The following is a 15,805-nucleotide window of genomic DNA, read 5'->3' as shown; positions in this document are numbered from 1 at the left end:
GACGGCATGAGCCAGCCGCTCAGTCGCGCACCGCGGCGATCGCCTCGATCTCGACAAGCTGATCGTCGTAGCCGAGAACCGTGACTCCCATCAGCGTGCTGGGCACGTCGTGGTCGCCGAACGCATCGCGCACGACGGCCCACGCGGTCACGAGGTCGGCCTGCACGGTCGACGCGACGAGCACGCGGGTACTGATGACGTCCGAGATGCTCGCGCCGGCGTCGGCCAGCGCGGTACGCAGGTTCACGATGCACTGCGCGGCCTGCGCGGCGTAGTCGCCGATGCCGATCGTCGCCCCTTCCGCGTCGAGCGGGCAGGAGCCGGCGAGGAAGATGAGCCGGGCATCGGCGGGAGCGGTCGCCGCGTACGCGTACTCGGCCTGCGCGAGCGAGCTGGAGCGGATGAGGGTGACGGCCTGGGGCATGGAGATCATTCTCCTCGCCGCGGCCGCTACGACCGCCCCGTGAAGTGGTCCATCGACGAGTACACCTGGAACACCCGCGCCGCCAGCACATCCCACACGCGGGTGGGCAGAACCCCGCGCGCCGCCATCGCGAGCTTCACCGTCCACGGGCGCAGCACCATCGGCGTGCCCCGCACCATTCCCTGCCACGCCGCCTGGGTCGCCTGGCGGGGAGTCATGATCGGCGTCAGCAGCGGGCCGCGGGCGCCCGCGAACATGCCGGTCGAGACGTAGCTGGGGCAGAACGTCGTGATCGCGACATGGCCGTGCCCGCTCTTGACGAGCTCGAGCCGCACCGACTCGCTCCAGCCGATCATCGCCCACTTGGATGCCGCGTAGACGCTCATGTTCGGGTTGGCCAGCGTCCCGGCCGCCGACGCGACGTTGAGGATGCGCTTGGGCCTGCTCGTGTCGGCGATCATCGCCGGCAGCACCTCGCGCGTCAGCCACATCGCGGCGAGGGTGTTCACGCGCATCGTCGCCTCGATGTCGCGCTGCGGATCGTTCTCCCAGAACACCCCGGCACGCACGATGCCGGCATTGTTCACCAGGATGTCCGGGACGCCGATCTCATCCCGCATCCGTGCCAAGGCCTCGACGATCTCCTCCTGCCGGGAGATATCCACCCGGTACGCCCGCACATCCACTCCGGAGCCGCGGAGGTCGGATGCCAGCGCGCTCGCCGCATCCTCGTCGACATCCCACAGCGCGATCGCGCGGGCGCCGCCGGCGATCGCGCGGCGTGCGAACAGCTCACCCATCCCTCGGGCGCCCCCGGTGATCAGCACCGTCGCGCCTGCGACGGGGTTCATTCCACTCAGCTTCGTACCCATGGTTCGGTTCTCCTCACGCCTCCCGCCACAGTAATCGCGGCGAGCGCAACCCCTGGCCTGTCTCCCGGCACGGTGTTTGCATCGAGGGATGACGACACACCTCACTCTGAACAACGGCATCGCCATGCCCTCCCTCGGGTTCGGCGTCTTCCAGACCCCGCCGGAGGAGACGGTCGACGCGGTGACCACGGCACTGGAGACCGGTTACCGCCACATCGACACCGCGGCCGCCTACGGCAACGAGCGGGAGGTGGGGGAAGGCATCCGTCGTTCGGGGCTGAAACGCGACGACGTCTTCATCGAGACCAAGGTGTGGATCAGTGACTACGGCTACGACCAGACCCTGCACGCGTTCGACAAGAGCGTGGGAAAGCTCGGCGTCGACACGATCGACCTGTTCATCCTGCATCAGGCCCTGCCCTCACGCTTCGACCTGACCGTCGGTGCGTATCGGGCGCTCGAGCAGCTGCTGTCCGATGGCCGGGTGCGGGCCATCGGCGTGAGCAACTTCATGCTCGATCACCTCGCCCGCCTGGCGACCGAGACCTCGGTGGTGCCGGCGGTCAACCAGATCGAGGTGCATCCGTACTTCCAGCAGCGCGCCGTGCAGGAGGCGGATGCCGAGGCCGCCATCCTCACGCAGGCCTGGTCGCCCATCGGCGGCATCACGGCGTACCGGCAGAATGGGCCGAGCGTCTTCGACGACCCCACGATCGCCGCCATCGCCGCCGCGCACGGCAAGACGCCCGCCCAGGTGATGCTGCGCTGGCACGTGCAGGAGGGGCGTTCGGCGATTCCCAAGTCGGTACGCCCCGAGCGCATCCGGGAGAACTTCGATGTGTTCGACTTCGAACTGGGCGCCGAAGACCTCGCCGCCATCGACGGGCTGGACACCGAGGTGCGCCGCGGACCCGATCCGGCCGACATCACGCTCGAGACCTTCGGGCGCGACATTCCGGAAGCGTGAGGACACAGCGATGACTACATGGGACCCCGACGAACTGCGTAAGGTCGGCGAAGCCACCGAACTGCGGGTGACGTCCGAGCGCGAGGACGGAACCCTGCGCCCCTCTGTGACCATCTGGAACGGCGTGGTCGGTGACGCGGTGTACATCCGCTCCGCAGCCGGGCCGAACAATGGCTGGTTCCGGCGGGCGGTGCGGTCCGGACGCGGCCGGATCAGTGCCGGCGGCGTGGAGAAGGATGTCACCTTCGAACGGGCCGACCCCGAGGTGCGGGAAGCGCTCGACGCGGTGCTGCACGCGAAGTACGACCGTTACGGTCCCGGGCCCGTCGGCGCCATCACTGGCGACGACGTGCTCGAGACCACGCTTCGGGTCATGCCGCGCTGACGGTCACCAGGTGGAATCCCCGCGGATGACGGCATCCGACCCGCCGTCGATGAAGATCATCTGACCGCACAGGTGCGCGTTCTCCACGCTGACGAGCCAGGCGATGAGATAGGCGACCTGGAGGGGGCCGAAGATACCGTTCAGTGGCATCGGCACCATTTGGAGCAGGGATGCCTTGGCTTCTTCCGTCGCGGTGAGGTCGGCCGTCATCGGGGTCGCCACGACGCCGGGTGCCACTCCGTTCAGCGCGATCCCCGCGCCCGCCCACGCGGGGGTGGGGGCGTTGCGGCGCATCCACAGTGCGAGCGCACGCTTCGAGGTGGAGTAGATCATGTTGGCTGTCTCAGGCGCGCCGGCGGCCAATTCGGCGGCGCGGGCGAGAGCAGCCGGTTCGTCGCCGGCGAGGAAGGCGGCCAGCAGCGTGTCATCGACAGGGAACAGCGATGCCATCGAGGCGGTCGCGACGGCGCGTGGTGCCTCGGCGGCGGCCATGAGGGGTCGCAGGCCCTCGAGCGTGGCGACGGCGCCGAAGTAGTTGACGGCGGCCGTGGCCGCCGTCGGGGAGGAGAGCCCGGCGTTGGCGACGACGACATCGACAGTGCCGCCGGAAAGCCTGGTCACCTCCGTGACCAGCGCCTCACGCCCCGCCGCCGTGGTGAGGTCGACATTGACGTCGGCCCCTGCGATGTCGACGCCGATCACGCGGTACCCGCGCTCGACGAACAGCTGCGATGTTGCCTTGCCGATTCCGCTGGCTGAACCGGTGATGACGGCCGTGCGGGCCATGATCTTCTGCCTTTCGCTCCGAGTTCTCCTCCGGCGGAGGGGCTCCTCGAGCACATCCTCCCACGTGGTCTGACCACGCGGAAGGGGCAGTGCGCACGGCTCTCAGATCACACGCTGAGCAGGACTTTCGTCGCCCGGCGCTCATCCATCGCGCGGTAGCCCTCGGCGGCATCCTCGAGGGGGAGGGTGAGGTCGAACACCTTGCCCGGGTCGATCTTGCGGTCCCAGATCATCTGGATCAGTTCGGGCAGGAACCGGCGTACCGGTGCCGGCCCTCCCTGCAGATGCACGAGCGCGAAGAACACCTCGTTTCCGGGGAGTGCGACATCGTGGGAGACGCCGACGTAGCCGATGTGTCCGCCGGGCCGGGTGGCGCGGATCGCCTGCATCATCGACTCCTGCGTGCCGACCGCTTCGATCACCGAATGTGCGCCGAGGCCGCCGGTGAGCCGCTTGATGCGGGCCACGCCTTCGTCGCCGCGCTCCTCGACGACGTCGGTGGCGCCATACTCGCGTGCCAGCGCCTGCCGGTCGGCGTGCCGGCTCATCGCGATGATGCGCTCGGCGCCCAGCTCGCGTGCCGCGAGGATGCCCATGAGCCCGACGGCACCATCGCCCACCACGACGACGGTCTTGCCGGGGCCGGCCTGGGCTGCGACGGCGGCGAACCATCCGGTTCCCAGCACGTCGGATGCCGCGAGCAGGGACGGGATCAGATCGGCATCGGGGTGACCCGGGGTCGCGACGAGGGTGCCGTCAGCCAGGGGGATGCGGGCGAATTCCGCCTGCGTGCCGATGGAGCCCATCGACACGGCATGCACGCAGCGGGACTGGTACCCCGCCCGGCAGATCTCGCAGGTGTCGTCGGAGGCGAAGAACGAGCCGACGACGAAGTCGCCGACCTTCACGGTGCGCACAGCGTCTCCGATCTCAGTGACCACGCCGAGGTACTCGTGGCCCATGCGCCTGGGGTGCGAGATGCGATCGGCGCCGCGGTACGGCCACAGATCCGATCCGCAGATGCAGCTCGCCGTCACACGGATGATCGCGTCGGTCGGTTCGACGATCGTCGGGTTCTCGCGGTCTTCGACCCGGACATCCCGGGCTCCGTGCATGATCACTGCGCGCATGCTCTGTCCTTTCGTCAGCGTTGCGGGACGACGGTGAGTACGCGCCGTACGAACAGCGAATACTGCTCCATGTAGATGCGGAGGAACTCGCGGGTGCCCTCGTCGGTCACCTCGCCGTCGGGGGTGAACAGGCCCTCGCGCATGTGGATGTATGCCTCGACCGAGTTGAACATCGGCGAATTGCAGAAGGCCATCATCCCCTTGAGACTCTGTTGCGCCACGGCCGTACCGATCGCTCCGATCGAGCCGCCGATCACCCCCGATGGCTTGCCGGCGAACGAGTTGGTGCCCCAGGGGCGACTGGCCCAGTCGATCGCGTTCTTCAGCGCGCCGGGGACGGAGCGGTTGTACTCCGGGGTGATGAACAGCACGGCATCCACGTCGGCGATGGCCTGCTTGAGCGCACGACCCTCGGGCGGATAGTCCGCGTCGTAGTCGTAGCTGTACAGCGCCAGGTCGCCGATCGGGATCTCCCGGAACTGCAGCTCGTCCGGCGCGACGGCGATGAGGGCCTTGGACAGCGTGCGATTGATGGATGCCTTCGCCAGGCTGCCGACGAAGTAGCCGACGGTGTACGGCGGCTCGTGCTGGATGATCTCGGTCATGGTGGCTCCCGTCGTCACACGCGGCTGCGCTCTTCCAGTCTTCGCCGCGCGACCACGCCGGCGCAGGGGTTGCCGGTGCCCCGCGGCAGTGCTAGTCGAGGGGCTGGCCGGCACGGGTGGGTCGATTCGAATCGATTCGATGGAAATCGATAGGATGATCCGTCGGCGCGCGAGTGCGCCCGCTCCCCGTCTGCTCCCGTCGAAAGCCCCGCATGTCCACGTCCCTGACCACTGGCACCCCCTGGCGCGTCATCCTCCTGTTCTCCGTGCCGTTGCTGCTGGGAAACGCGGTGCAGCAGCTCTACCAGTTCGCCGACGCCCTGGTCGTGGGCCGGCAGCTCGGCGTGCAGGCGCTCGCCGCCGTGGGGGCGACCGGAAGCATCACGTTCTTCCTCCTCGGTTTCGTGTGGGGTCTCACCAGCGGGTTCGCGATCCCCACGGCCCAGGCGTTCGGCGCGCGCGACCACCAGGGCGTGCGCCGGTCGGTCGCGGCCGGGACGCTGCTCACCGGCATCGCTTCGGTGATCCTCACCATCGCCGGGCCCCTGCTCTCCGAGCCAATGCTCGCGCTGCTGCAGACGCCGCCCGAGCTGATGGCCGAGGCGACGATCTTCGCGCAGGTCACGTTCCTCGGCTCCGGCGCGATGCTGTTCTTCAACTACCTCGCCGCGATCATCCGCGCCATCGGCGACTCCCGCACGCCGCTGATCTTCCTCACCGTGTCGTGCCTGCTCAACGTGGGTCTGGTCGTCCTGATGGTCGGCCCGCTCGCGTGGGGCGTCGGCGGTGCGGCTCTGGCGACCGTCATCGCCCAGGGCGTCTCGGTCGTGCTGTGCCTGAACTTCGTGCACCGCCGCGTTCCGGCGCTGCACATGCGCCGGTCGGACTGGCGCATCGTGCGCGCCGATGTCGTCGAGCACCTGCGGCTGGGCCTGCCGATGGGCTTCCAGGCATCCATCATCGCCATCGGCGCCCTCGCCGTGCAGGTGCGCCTGAACGAGCTCGGTGCCGACGCGGTCGCCGCGTACACGACGGCATCCCGCGTCGACGGTCTCGCCGTGGCGATGCTGCAGTCGCTGGGTCTTGCGGTGTCGATGTACGTTGCGCAGAACCTCGGCGGGCGCCGCCCAGACCGCATCCGTCGCGGCGTCGTGCAGGCGACGTGGATGACGATCGCCGCCTCCGTCGTGCTCGGCGCGCTGCTGGTGCTGTTCGGCAGCGGCATGGTGCGCCTGTTCGTCGGCGACGGTTCGGACCAGGTGGTCGACCTCGCCGCACTCATGCTCGTGATCAACGGCGTCAGCTACAGCCTGCTGGGCGTGCTGTTCGTGGTCCGCGGCGCGCTGCAAGGGCTCGGACATACGCTCATCCCCACCGTGACCGGAGCGGTCGAACTGGTCATGCGCGTGGGTGCCGCGGTGATCCTCGGCGGTCTCCTCGGCTTCGCCGGTGTCGCCTGGAGCAATCCGCTGGCGTGGCTCGGCGCGGTGCTGCTGCTCATCCCCTCGTACATCCGCGAGCACCGGCGCCTGGCCACCCTGCCTGTCGACCCCGAGATGCCGACCCCCACCGTCCCGATCCCCGTCGTCGGGCCTGTCGACGGCTCGATGGTGGTCGACGCGCTCGTCACCCAACCGGTGCCGGTGGTCGCTGTCGCCGCGAGCGACCGGCGGCTGCGGCAGCGGATGCAGCGCCGCCGCGAGCTGCGTCGGCAGCGGGATCGTTCCGGCCGCTGAGGTCCCACGCGGGGCGTGGCGATGCGCGATCCTGCGTGCCATCATCGGGACGTGACCTCCCGGACGCGGCAGGATCTGCAGACGCTCGTCCTCCTCCGGCGCGTGCGCGACCGCATGGATCGCGAGTACGCCAAACCGCTGGACGTGCAGTCGCTCGCGCGCGACGTGCATCTCTCGGCCGGTCACCTGAGCCGTCAGTTCAAGCTCGCGTACGGCGAATCGCCTTACTCGTACCTCATGACGCGCCGCATCGAGCGGGCGATGACGCTGCTGCGCCGCGGGGACCTGACCGTCACCGACGTCTGCTTCGCGGTCGGCTCCTCGTCGCTGGGAACGTTCAGCACCCGGTTCACCGAACTGGTCGGCGTACCCCCGAGCGTCTACCGCGAGCGGGGCGCGCCGTTTCGACCGGGCATGCTGCCTTGTATCGCGAAACAGATCACCAAACCGGTCAGGAATCGAGAAGCGCAGGACGCACCCGCGCTCGTAGCGTGACGGTCATGGACATCACGATTCAATCGAGCTTCCTGCCGCACACCGACCCCGAGGCATCCGTCGCCTTCTACCGCGACGTCCTCGGGTTCGAAGTGAGGCTGGATGTCGGATACGAGAACATGCGCTGGATCACGGTGGGCCCTCCGGGCCAGCCGGACACCGCGATCGTGCTGCACCCACCCGGAGTCGGGGGAGAGCTTTCCGACGAAGAGCGCGAGGTGCTGCTGGAGATCATCACCAAGGGCAGCTACTTCGGCGTGAACCTCGCCACCGACGACCTGGATGCCACGTTCGCGGCGATCGCGGCCGCCGGCGCCGACGTCGTACAGGAGCCCATCGACCAGGACTACGGGGTGCGCGACGCCGCGTTCCGCGACCCGGCCGGCAACCTGGTGCGCATCCAGCAGAACAGGAAGGACTGACATGGCCGACACCCGCACGAGCACCGACAGCACCTTCAGCGCCGACGAGCGCGCAGCGATGAAGCAGCGCGCCGAGGAGCTGAAGGCGCAGGCGGGCAACGGCAAGGGCGCCGCGAAGAAGCAGAAGGAGGCGCAGGCCTGCCTCGACGCGATCGCGGCGCTCCCCGAACCCGACAAGACGATCGCGGAACGCTTCCACGCCGCCGTCACCGAGACGGCACCCGGCTTGGATCCGAAGACCTGGTACGGCTTTCCGTCGTATGCCAAGGATGGCAAGGTGCTGACCTTCTTCCAGCCGGCGTCGAAGTTCGACACCCGGTACGCCAACATCGGCTTCAACGAGGTCGCGGCGCTGGACGACGGCGAGTTCTGGCCGACCGCGTTCGCCGTCCTCGAGTACACCGACGCCGTCGACGAGACGGTGCGGAAGCTCGTCAAAAAGGCCGTCGGCTGACCCGACGCGACGGGCCCGGCGCGCGCCGCCGGGCCCTTGCGCGTGCCGGGAGGCGGGCGGATGCTGGGCGGTGACGGCATCGACAAGGAGGTCTTCCGTGCAGAAAATCGTTCCCAACATCTGGTTCGATCGCAATGCGGCCGAGGCGGCCCAGTTCTACACCACGGCGTTTCCCGGCTCGACCTCGGCGGTCACGGCCCGCTACCCGAACGAGGGTCTGCCCGGGTTTCAGAGCGACTTCGCCGGCGCCGAACTGACGGTCGAGGTGGTGATCGACGGCTACAGATTGAGCCTGATCAACGCCGGCCCGGAGTTCCACCCGAACCCGTCGGTGTCGTTCACCCTCAACTTCGACCCGCTGCTGTTCCACGGCGACGCGGGTGCCGCCCGTGAGCGGCTCGACGCTCTGTGGGCGAGCCTGGCAGATGGCGGCAGCGTGCTGATGGAGCTCGGCGAGTACCCCTACAGCCCGCGCTACGGCTGGGTGCAGGACCGCTACGGGGTGAGCTGGCAGCTCTCGCTGACCGACCCCGAGGGCGACCCGCGGCCGTTCCTCATGCCCAGCCTGCTGTTCGGCGGCGCCGCGCAGAACCAGGCCCGGGAAGCGATCGAGCTGTACACGGCGCTGTTCGACCGGTCCCGCGTCGGCACGATCGTGGAGTACCCCCAGCAGACGGGGCCGGCCGCCGTCGGCGCGGTCATGTTCAGCGACTTCCAGCTGGAGGGGCAGTGGTTCACCGCCATGGACTCCGCCGTGCCCCAGGACGAATCGTTCACGTGCGGGGTCTCCCTCGAAGTGCTCTGCCGAGACCAGGCCGAGATCGACCGGCTCTGGGAGGCGCTGTCGGCGATACCGGAGGCGGAGCAGTGCGGCTGGCTGGCCGACCGGTTCGGACTGAGCTGGCAGATCGTGCCGGAGAACATGGGGCAGTTGATGAACCACCCCGGCGCCTACGCCCGCATGATGGAGATGCACAAGATCGTCATTGCCGAACTCTGAGCGCTCAGCGGATCACCTCGCTCACGTCCACCGACACGATGCGGTCGTCACTGGGCCGGGGGTCGCCCCGCCCGTCGGTGTTGTTGGTGAGCAGCCACACCCGGCCGTCGGGGGCGAGCAGCACGTCGCGCAGCCGGCCGTACTGACCGGCGAACAGGTCGACCGATGCCGCGGGGTCATCGACCGGCACGGCGCGCAGCACTTCGCCGCGCAGGTTGGCGATGATCACGGTGTCCGCCACGATCGCGATGCCGCTGGGGCTGGCCGCGGCGGTGGGCCACTGCGCGGCCGGGTCGATGTAGCCGGATTCGCCGGCGGTGCCCTCCACGACCGGCCAGCCGTAGTTCCCGCCCGGTTCGATGACGTTCAGCTCGTCCCAGGTGTTCTGCCCGAACTCGCTGGCGAACAGCCGCCCGTCGGCGTCCCAGGCCAGGCCCTGCACGTTGCGGTGGCCGAGGCTGTACACCGGGGAACCGGCGATCGGGTTGTCCGGCGGCACCTCGCCGTCGGGGGTGAGGCGCAGGATCTTGCCGCCCAGCGCCGCCAGGTCCTGCGCCGACTGCGGGTCGCCGGCGTCACCCACCGGCACGTACAGCATTCCGTCGGGGCCGATGGCGATGCGCCCGGCGTTGTGGTTGCCGGCGGCGGGGAGGCCGTCGATCACGGTGCGCGGCGTGCCCAGGCTCAGCGCCCCGGGGGAACCGGCCAGCGGATAGACCGCGACGCGGTTGCCCGTCGCGGTGGTGGCGTACACGTACAGCGCGTCGTCGGTGGCGGCGAGCCCCAGCAGCCCGCCCTCGCCGCCGTGGGCGACATCGGCGACCACGGCGAGTTCGCGCAGGTCGCCTGCGGCGGTGAATTCGAAGATGCGCGCGGTGTCGCGTTCGCTGATCAGCACCGAGTCGCCCACCGGCGCCAGCGACCACGGCGTGGTGAGGCCGGTAACAACGTCGTGTGGCGGCGCAGGCGGAGCGTCGGATGCCGATGATGCCGGCGGTGACGGGGGCACGGCGCTCGGAGTGGCGTCGGGGGCTCCGGTGCAGCCGGCCGCGAGCACGACCGCCACGGCGAGGCCGACGGCGAAGCACGAGCGACGGGTGCGGATCACAGGGACTCCCGGGGGACGGGAACGCCAGGCTACTGGAGCGCGGGCGCCCCACGACAGCCCGTCTCCCCGGCGGGGACGACCTACACTGGGAGGGTCCCGTTTCCTCGAGCCTACGAGTTCCGCCGTGTCTGACACCCCCGCCCGCACGTTCGACGTGCGCCATCTGCAATTGGCGCGCGCGCTGTTCGCGCTGACCGCGGGAATCATGATCACCTTCTCCGGCGACCACTCCGCCGCCGTCGGGCTCGCCGTCTTCAGCGGCTTCGCCGTTGCGACCGCGCTCGTGCAGCTGCTGTCGGCATGGCTGGTCTTCCCGGCCGGGAGCCGCTGGACCTCGGTGCTCATCGGCATCCTGACCATGCTCGCCGGCATGCTCGGCGGGGTGGCGGGGCTGCGCACGTCGACCATGTTCTTCGCGCTCGTCATCGTGTGGGCACTGGCCACCGGCGCCGCCGAACTCGCTTCGGGCATCGTCGCTCGTCGCCGCGCCCGCGCGTTGGGCGCTTCCGTCACCGATGCGCGCGATGCCATCGTCGTCGGTGCGGTGACCATCCTGCTCGGCCTGGCACTGCTCGCGGTGCCGGCCGGCTACCAGCTGGACTACTTCGTCGACGACGCCGGCCAGTGGTTCACCCTCACCGGCACGACCATCGGTGTCGGCATCTTCGGCGCTTACGCCGCGATCGTCGGCGTGTACCTCGGCATCGCCGGGTTCTCACCGCGGCGTGCAGAAACCGACACCGCTTCCCCGGTCGTCACCGAAACCGGAGGCCTGTCGTGACCGACCCCACCCGCCCCACCCGCCGCGAGCTGCTCAAGCCCGTACAGCTGCTGGGCCTCGCCTTCGCTGCTGCAGCGTTCGGGGGCCTCGTGACCCTCGTATCGATGGGGGCCCTGCAGGAAGGGCCGGCCGAGCAGGTGGAGCGCGCGATCGTGGTCGCGCTGATCGTCGCCGGCATCTCGTTCATCGTCACGCTCGTCGGGCTGGCGCTGCTGATCCTCGTCGTCGACCCCGCCCAGGTCTCCCAGCCGGTCGACCGTCCGGTGATGCGCACCGACCGCTCCGATCGGGGCGACCGGGACGACCAGGCCCCCGGCGCCGACCGCCGCTAGCCAATCGGCCCGGCTGCCGACGGCGACCGCCGCGAGCGACCGGCCGACTGCCGGCGTCGGCCCGGCTGCCGACGCCTTCGGTCGTCGCAAAGGGCCCCGTCCGGCCCGTGTTGGGGACGTTCATGACGACCCAGAGTGGTGCCCGTGGGTTCCGTCGCCGCAAAGGGCCCCGTCCGGCGCGGGTTGGGGACGTTCGTGACGACCCAAGTCACGGGGGACGGGGCAGCCGCGCGCCCGCCCCGGTCAGCCGAGGTCGTCGACCAGGCGGGACGCGAGACCGGTGTAGCCGGCGGGCGTCAGCGCCAGCAGGCGCACCTTCGCGGCGTCGCCGATGTCGAGGCCACTGATGAACTCGGCCAGCTCGACAGCTCCCACCCGGCGCCCGCGGGTGAGGTCCTTCAGCAGCGCGTACGGGTCGGTGATCTGCGAACGACCCGCGGCGATCTCGGCGCGCACGACGGTCTGGATGGCCTCCGCGAGCACCTCCCAGTTGACGTCGAGGTCGGCCAGCAGCACGTCTTCGGCCAGCGAGATCTCGCCGAGCCCGCGCTGCAGGTTGTCCAGCGCCAGCAGCGAGTGCCCGAAGGCGACGCCGATGTTGCGCTGCGTCGTGGAGTCGGTGAGGTCGCGCTGCATCCGCGACGTCACGAGCGTCTGCGCGAGGGTCTGGAACAGGCCGCCCGCGATCTCGAGGTTGGCCTCGGCGTTCTCGAACCGGATCGGGTTGATCTTGTGCGGCATGGTCGACGAGCCCGTCGCCCCCGCCACCGGGATCTGCGAGAAGTACCCCATCGCGATGTAGGTCCACACGTCGGTGGCGAGGTTGTGCAGGATGCCGCCGACGTGCCGTGCCCGGTCGTACAGCTCCACCTGCCAGTCGTGCGATTCGATCTGAGTGGTCATCGGGTTGAACCCGATCCCGAGGCCCTCGATGAACGTGCGGGACAGTTCGGGCCAGTCAACGTCGGGCTCGGCGACGACGTGCGCCGACCAGGTGCCGGTGGCGCCGGAGAACTTCGCGAGGTAGTCGCCGCCGGCGATCTGCGCCGCGACCCGCTCCAGCCGCCAGGCGAAGACGGCGATCTCCTTGCCCATCGTCGACGGGGTCGCCGGCTGCCCGTGGGTGCGGGAGAGCATCGCGGCATCCTTGTGCGCCACCGCCAGCTCGCGCAGCTTCGCGATGACGGCCTGCAGCTTCGGCAGCCACACCCGCTCCACGGCGCGGCGCACCGTCAGCGCGTACGAGGCGGAGTTGATGTCTTCGCTCGTGCAGGCGAAGTGCGCCAGTTCCGCGATGCCGTCCAGGCCCAGCGTGGACAGCCGGTCGCGTACCAGGTACTCGACCGCCTTCACGTCGTGCCGGGTGACGGCCTCTTTCTCGGCCAGCCAGTCGATCTCGGCCTGGCCGAAGTCGCGATACAGGGCCCGCAGCGACTCCTTGTCGGCCTCCGACACCGGAGAGGTGCCGAACAGCGACCGATCGGTCAGCGCCAGGATCCACTCGACCTCGACCTCGACGCGCGCACGGTTGAGTCCCGCCTCGGAGAGGTAGTCGGACAGGCCGGCGACGGCGGTGCGATACCGCCCGTCCAGCGGACTGAGCGGCTGAGGGGGGAGGGGCGTGGACACGAAGACTCCGATCGCTGGCGCGGTGAACAGATCGCTCAGCGGGGCTGACGGACCGCGGGTTCGAGCTGCCGGAAGAGGGCCCGGCACGCGCTCTCGATCATACCGAGCACCTCATCGAACATCTCGGGCCCGGCGTAGTAGGGGTCGGGCACGTCCAGCTGATCGCCCGCGGTGGCGTCGAAACTTCGCAGCAGCGCGATCTTGTCGGCGTCGTCGGGGGTGAGCGCCCACTCCAGCAGGATGCGCTCGTGACTGCGGTCCAGCGCGACGACCAGGTCGGCCTCGTGGAAGTCGTGCTGGGTGAACTGCCGCGCCCGATGCCGTTCGCCGTCGTAGCCGCGACGGGCCAGGGTGCCGAGGGTGCGCGAATCCGCGCGTTCGCCCACGTGCCAGTCACCGGTACCTGCGCTCCACGACGAGACGCGGTGTTCGAGTCCTGCCTGTCGCGCGAACGAGCGGAACACGATGTCCGCCATAGGCGAGCGGCAGATATTGCCGGTGCAGACGAAGACGACGCGGAACGGGTCCACGGCGACGGTCATCCCCCCATCATGTCGAAATCGTCGTTCCCTGCACAGGCCGGATTTCCGGCGGATCCTCCCGGATCGGCGGATGCCGCTCGTCACCGGTCCCTGTGGGGTGGGCAGAGTCAGAAGGTGACCGAGTATTTCCACGATGAGATCGCGCAGGTCGAGGCCGCGCGGGAGCGCCTGAGCGTGCTGCAGGACGACCTCGCGCGCATCCGGATGCGGGCGGCGGCGCTCGCCCACGACACCGACTGGCAGTCGACCGGGGCGCAGGCCTTCCGCGACGCCGTGGCCACGTGGCAGCAGGGCATCGCGCTGCTGGACTGGTCGATCGAGCGCCTGCGCGCCGGGCTGCTGCGCACCCGCGGGATGCTCGACTCGCTCTCCGGCGGCGACCCGTGAGCGACCTGGAGATCCGCAGCGGCGGCCCGGTCACCGTCGACACCGCATCGCTGGATGCCGCCGCGGCCGGCTTCACCCTCGTCGCCGCCGAGCTCGACGACGCGGCCGCGGTGTTCTCCGGGGTCGCGGCTGAGCTGGCGGGGGTGATGTTCGCCGACGACGACGTGGCCCGCGCGATCGAGGCCGATGTGGCGGGGTTCGCGCAGCGCGCACGCGAGCTCGCCGGCCGGCTGCGCGAGGCATCCGCGGTGTACGAGATCGTTGAGCTGCGTGCGCAGCTGGCGGCGGCCGAGGCCGGGGGTGACAGCACCGAGATCATGCGGGCGCGGGTCGCGCTGCTGCTGGCCCGCACCGCCGACCCCGACGCCGCGCGGGCCGCCGAGGTCACGCTGACGCAGTGGCGGGCCGATGCCGGTGCCGCCTTCGGTGGTCAGGTGCTGGCCCTGGGCATGCAGGCGGGCCCGCTGGCACTGGGTGCCCTCGCCGTCGGGCTGCCGGTGCTCGGGCAGGCCGTCGCTGCGCACGGCGGCGGCACGAACGATGCGGGGGAGCGGCTGCGGGGGTCGTCTCCACCGGTGACCGCGGTGCCGCTGCGGCAGTACGGCCGCGGGACGGCACCGGCGTCGCTGGCCGAGGCGGCGGCGCGGATGCCCGGCGCGGGCGAGGCTCGGGTGCGGGTGGAGAAGTACACGATGCCCGACGGCACGCGCCAGTTCGCGGTGTACATCGCCGGAACGCAGAGCGCGACCGCGGGAGGCGAGGACCCCTTCGACATGCGGTCGAACCTCGAGCTGTACGGCGGGGAGACGTCCGCCTCGTTCGCGTCGGTCGTCGAGGCGCTGCGGGCGGCGGGGGCCGGGGAGGGGGACGCCGTGCACGCGTTCGGGCACTCGCAGGGTGGCATGATCGCGTCACGCCTGGCGACCGAGGGCGGGTTCGACACCCGCACCGTGGTCACCTTCGGCTCACCGGTCGCCGCCGATGTCGGCGCGGGGACGCTGAGCGTTGCGGTGCGGCACGCCGACGATCCCGTCGTCGCGCTCACCGGCGGTGGACTGGCGGCCCCCACCGGGGCTGCGGGCAGCTTCGTCGCCGAGCGGGTCGCCGACCCGCGGGCCGACCTCGGCGACCTGCTGGCGCCGAGTCATCAGATGACGGCGTACACCCAGACGGCGGGGATGCTCGACCGCACGACCGATCCCCGGATGGACGCGGTGCGCGACGTGTTCGCAGACCTCTCGACCGCGGCATCCGTCGACACCACCCTGTGGGGGGCGGCCCGCCGCGACGAACGGGTCAGTCGCGGCGCTGCGGGCGCAGGATGATGCCGAAGATCCAGTTGATGATCGAGATCACCACGGCCGCCAGCACTCCCCACCAGAAATCCTCGACCCGCAGCCCCCACTGCCAGAAGGAGGTGATCCACGCCGTCAGCCACAACAGGAACCCGTTGATGATGAACGAGATCAGCCCGAGGGTGAGGATGTACAGCGGCAGGGCCAGCAGCTTCAGCACCGTGCCGATGATCGTGTTCACCAGTGCGAAGATCGCCGCGACGGCGAGCAGGGTGAGCACGAGCTGCAGTGTCTCGCCCGGGGGGAACGGGATGACGAAGACCTGCAGGGCGGGCAGCAGGGTCACGATCCAGATCGCGAAGGCGTTGACGGCTACGCGGATGATGAAACGCATGCCTTGCAGTGTGCCATGCGGCGTGGCCGGCCGCCCAGGAAATCGCGGATGACAGGTCCGG

The 15,805-nt window shown here is 70.0% G+C and carries 20 protein-coding genes; 11 read left to right on the top strand and 9 right to left on the bottom strand.

Annotated features, from left to right (window positions below; all coding sequences use genetic code 11):
- Positions 1-19: 19 nt before the first annotated feature.
- Both NQ151_RS11030 and NQ151_RS11025 read right to left on the bottom strand, forming a co-directional pair.
- Positions 20-424 (bottom strand): RidA family protein, encoded by a 405-nt coding sequence (locus NQ151_RS11030; protein WP_257528109.1) that lies wholly within the window; start codon positions 422-424, stop codon positions 20-22.
- Between the two features lie 26 nt (positions 425-450).
- Complete coding sequence (locus NQ151_RS11025; protein ID WP_257528108.1) at positions 451-1,275, bottom strand: SDR family NAD(P)-dependent oxidoreductase; 825 nt, start codon at positions 1,273-1,275, stop codon at positions 451-453.
- A 109-nt stretch (positions 1,276-1,384) separates the two neighbouring features.
- Here NQ151_RS11025 and NQ151_RS11020 point away from each other — a divergent pair, with 109 nt between their 5' ends.
- On the top strand, positions 1,385-2,263 hold the full coding sequence (locus NQ151_RS11020) for an aldo/keto reductase (protein WP_257528107.1): 879 nt from the start codon (positions 1,385-1,387) through the stop codon (positions 2,261-2,263).
- A 10-nt stretch (positions 2,264-2,273) separates the two neighbouring features.
- The gene (locus NQ151_RS11015; protein ID WP_257528106.1) at positions 2,274-2,648 is read left to right on the top strand and encodes a DUF2255 family protein; all 375 of its coding nucleotides are present in this window, start codon (positions 2,274-2,276) and stop codon (positions 2,646-2,648) included.
- Positions 2,649-2,651: 3 nt separating this feature from the next.
- On the opposite strand, the gene NQ151_RS11010 is transcribed toward NQ151_RS11015, so the two are convergent.
- The 3 genes from NQ151_RS11010 to NQ151_RS11000 form a co-directional block, all read right to left on the bottom strand.
- The gene (locus NQ151_RS11010) at positions 2,652-3,434 is read right to left on the bottom strand and encodes an SDR family NAD(P)-dependent oxidoreductase (RefSeq protein ID WP_257528105.1); all 783 of its coding nucleotides are present in this window, start codon (positions 3,432-3,434) and stop codon (positions 2,652-2,654) included.
- 107 nt (positions 3,435-3,541) lie between these two features.
- The gene (locus NQ151_RS11005; protein ID WP_257528104.1) at positions 3,542-4,564 is read right to left on the bottom strand and encodes a zinc-dependent alcohol dehydrogenase family protein; all 1,023 of its coding nucleotides are present in this window, start codon (positions 4,562-4,564) and stop codon (positions 3,542-3,544) included.
- Positions 4,565-4,578: 14 nt separating this feature from the next.
- On the bottom strand, positions 4,579-5,169 hold the full coding sequence (locus NQ151_RS11000; protein WP_257528103.1) for an NADPH-dependent FMN reductase: 591 nt from the start codon (positions 5,167-5,169) through the stop codon (positions 4,579-4,581).
- A 212-nt stretch (positions 5,170-5,381) separates the two neighbouring features.
- Here NQ151_RS11000 and NQ151_RS10995 point away from each other — a divergent pair, with 212 nt between their 5' ends.
- The 5 genes from NQ151_RS10995 to NQ151_RS10975 all read left to right on the top strand — a co-directional run bounded on the left by NQ151_RS10995 (position 5,382) and on the right by NQ151_RS10975 (position 9,276).
- Positions 5,382-6,905, top strand: coding sequence for an MATE family efflux transporter (locus tag NQ151_RS10995; RefSeq protein WP_257507281.1), 1,524 nt, complete (start codon positions 5,382-5,384; stop codon positions 6,903-6,905).
- A gap of 21 nt (positions 6,906-6,926) precedes the next feature.
- Positions 6,927-7,400, top strand: coding sequence for a helix-turn-helix transcriptional regulator (locus NQ151_RS10990; RefSeq protein WP_257507717.1), 474 nt, complete (start codon positions 6,927-6,929; stop codon positions 7,398-7,400).
- Positions 7,401-7,405: 5 nt separating this feature from the next.
- On the top strand, positions 7,406-7,822 hold the full coding sequence (locus tag NQ151_RS10985; RefSeq protein WP_257507282.1) for a VOC family protein: 417 nt from the start codon (positions 7,406-7,408) through the stop codon (positions 7,820-7,822).
- Between the two features lies 1 nt (position 7,823).
- Positions 7,824-8,276, top strand: a complete 453-nt coding sequence (locus NQ151_RS10980; RefSeq protein WP_257507283.1) for an iron chaperone — start codon at positions 7,824-7,826, stop codon at positions 8,274-8,276.
- 97 nt (positions 8,277-8,373) lie between these two features.
- Complete coding sequence (locus NQ151_RS10975) at positions 8,374-9,276, top strand: VOC family protein (RefSeq protein ID WP_257507284.1); 903 nt, start codon at positions 8,374-8,376, stop codon at positions 9,274-9,276.
- A 4-nt stretch (positions 9,277-9,280) separates the two neighbouring features.
- Here the strand turns inward: NQ151_RS10975 and NQ151_RS10970 are convergent, their stop codons facing one another.
- Positions 9,281-10,384: a PQQ-dependent sugar dehydrogenase gene (locus tag NQ151_RS10970; protein ID WP_257528102.1), complete on the bottom strand. Its 1,104-nt coding sequence runs from the start codon at positions 10,382-10,384 to the stop codon at positions 9,281-9,283.
- 124 nt (positions 10,385-10,508) lie between these two features.
- Between NQ151_RS10970 and NQ151_RS10965 the strand changes: the two genes are divergently transcribed.
- Together NQ151_RS10965 and NQ151_RS10960 are read left to right on the top strand one after the other, a co-directional pair.
- Positions 10,509-11,165 carry an acyl-CoA synthetase gene (locus NQ151_RS10965; protein WP_257507286.1) on the top strand — a complete coding sequence of 219 codons (657 nt, stop codon included), beginning with the start codon at positions 10,509-10,511 and terminating at the stop codon, positions 11,163-11,165.
- Positions 11,162-11,497, top strand: a complete 336-nt coding sequence (locus NQ151_RS10960) for an amino acid transporter (protein WP_257507287.1) — start codon at positions 11,162-11,164, stop codon at positions 11,495-11,497. The genes NQ151_RS10965 and NQ151_RS10960 overlap by 4 nt, the downstream gene beginning before the upstream one ends.
- Positions 11,498-11,740: 243 nt before the next feature.
- On the opposite strand, the gene purB is transcribed toward NQ151_RS10960, so the two are convergent.
- Both purB and NQ151_RS10950 read right to left on the bottom strand, forming a co-directional pair.
- The gene (purB, locus tag NQ151_RS10955; protein ID WP_257528101.1) at positions 11,741-13,126 is read right to left on the bottom strand and encodes an adenylosuccinate lyase; all 1,386 of its coding nucleotides are present in this window, start codon (positions 13,124-13,126) and stop codon (positions 11,741-11,743) included.
- Between the two features lie 35 nt (positions 13,127-13,161).
- On the bottom strand, positions 13,162-13,668 hold the full coding sequence (locus NQ151_RS10950) for a low molecular weight protein-tyrosine-phosphatase (RefSeq protein WP_257507289.1): 507 nt from the start codon (positions 13,666-13,668) through the stop codon (positions 13,162-13,164).
- Positions 13,669-13,782: 114 nt separating this feature from the next.
- Here NQ151_RS10950 and NQ151_RS10945 point away from each other — a divergent pair, with 114 nt between their 5' ends.
- Positions 13,783-14,055: a hypothetical protein gene (locus NQ151_RS10945; protein WP_257528100.1), complete on the top strand. Its 273-nt coding sequence runs from the start codon at positions 13,783-13,785 to the stop codon at positions 14,053-14,055.
- A complete protein-coding gene (locus NQ151_RS10940) occupies positions 14,052-15,380 on the top strand; it encodes an alpha/beta hydrolase family protein (RefSeq protein ID WP_257528099.1) in 1,329 nt (442 codons plus the stop codon). Before NQ151_RS10945 ends, NQ151_RS10940 begins: the two co-directional genes overlap by 4 nt.
- Here the strand turns inward: NQ151_RS10940 and NQ151_RS10935 are convergent.
- Positions 15,352-15,744, bottom strand: coding sequence for a phage holin family protein (locus NQ151_RS10935; RefSeq protein ID WP_257507292.1), 393 nt, complete (start codon positions 15,742-15,744; stop codon positions 15,352-15,354). The genes NQ151_RS10940 and NQ151_RS10935 overlap by 29 nt on opposite strands.
- Positions 15,745-15,805 lie beyond the last annotated feature (61 nt).

The sequence above is a fragment of the Microbacterium sp. zg-YB36 genome (genome assembly GCF_024623575.2).
GTDB lineage: Bacteria > Actinomycetota > Actinomycetes > Actinomycetales > Microbacteriaceae > Microbacterium.
This window is presented reverse-complemented; position numbering and strand designations above follow the sequence as displayed.

What these genes read in the sequence shown, in the direction of transcription:
- NQ151_RS11030 (WP_257528109.1), bottom strand. Translation starts at nt 424, where the DNA reads ATGCCCCAGGCCGTCACCCTCATCCGCTCCAGCTCGCTCGCGCAGGCC.
- NQ151_RS11025 (WP_257528108.1), bottom strand. Translation starts at nt 1,275, where the DNA reads ATGAACCCCGTCGCAGGCGCGACGGTGCTGATCACCGGGGGCGCCCGA.
- NQ151_RS11020 (WP_257528107.1), top strand. Translation starts at nt 1,385, where the DNA reads ATGACGACACACCTCACTCTGAACAACGGCATCGCCATGCCCTCCCTC.
- NQ151_RS11015 (WP_257528106.1), top strand. Translation starts at nt 2,274, where the DNA reads ATGACTACATGGGACCCCGACGAACTGCGTAAGGTCGGCGAAGCCACC.
- NQ151_RS11010 (WP_257528105.1), bottom strand. Translation starts at nt 3,434, where the DNA reads ATGGCCCGCACGGCCGTCATCACCGGTTCAGCCAGCGGAATCGGCAAG.
- NQ151_RS11005 (WP_257528104.1), bottom strand. Translation starts at nt 4,564, where the DNA reads ATGCGCGCAGTGATCATGCACGGAGCCCGGGATGTCCGGGTCGAAGAC.
- NQ151_RS11000 (WP_257528103.1), bottom strand. Translation starts at nt 5,169, where the DNA reads ATGACCGAGATCATCCAGCACGAGCCGCCGTACACCGTCGGCTACTTC.
- NQ151_RS10995 (WP_257507281.1), top strand. Translation starts at nt 5,382, where the DNA reads ATGTCCACGTCCCTGACCACTGGCACCCCCTGGCGCGTCATCCTCCTG.
- NQ151_RS10990 (WP_257507717.1), top strand. Translation starts at nt 6,927, where the DNA reads ATGCGCGATCCTGCGTGCCATCATCGGGACGTGACCTCCCGGACGCGG.
- NQ151_RS10985 (WP_257507282.1), top strand. Translation starts at nt 7,406, where the DNA reads ATGGACATCACGATTCAATCGAGCTTCCTGCCGCACACCGACCCCGAG.
- NQ151_RS10980 (WP_257507283.1), top strand. Translation starts at nt 7,824, where the DNA reads ATGGCCGACACCCGCACGAGCACCGACAGCACCTTCAGCGCCGACGAG.
- NQ151_RS10950 (WP_257507289.1), bottom strand. Translation starts at nt 13,668, where the DNA reads ATGACCGTCGCCGTGGACCCGTTCCGCGTCGTCTTCGTCTGCACCGGC.
- NQ151_RS10935 (WP_257507292.1), bottom strand. Translation starts at nt 15,744, where the DNA reads ATGCGTTTCATCATCCGCGTAGCCGTCAACGCCTTCGCGATCTGGATC.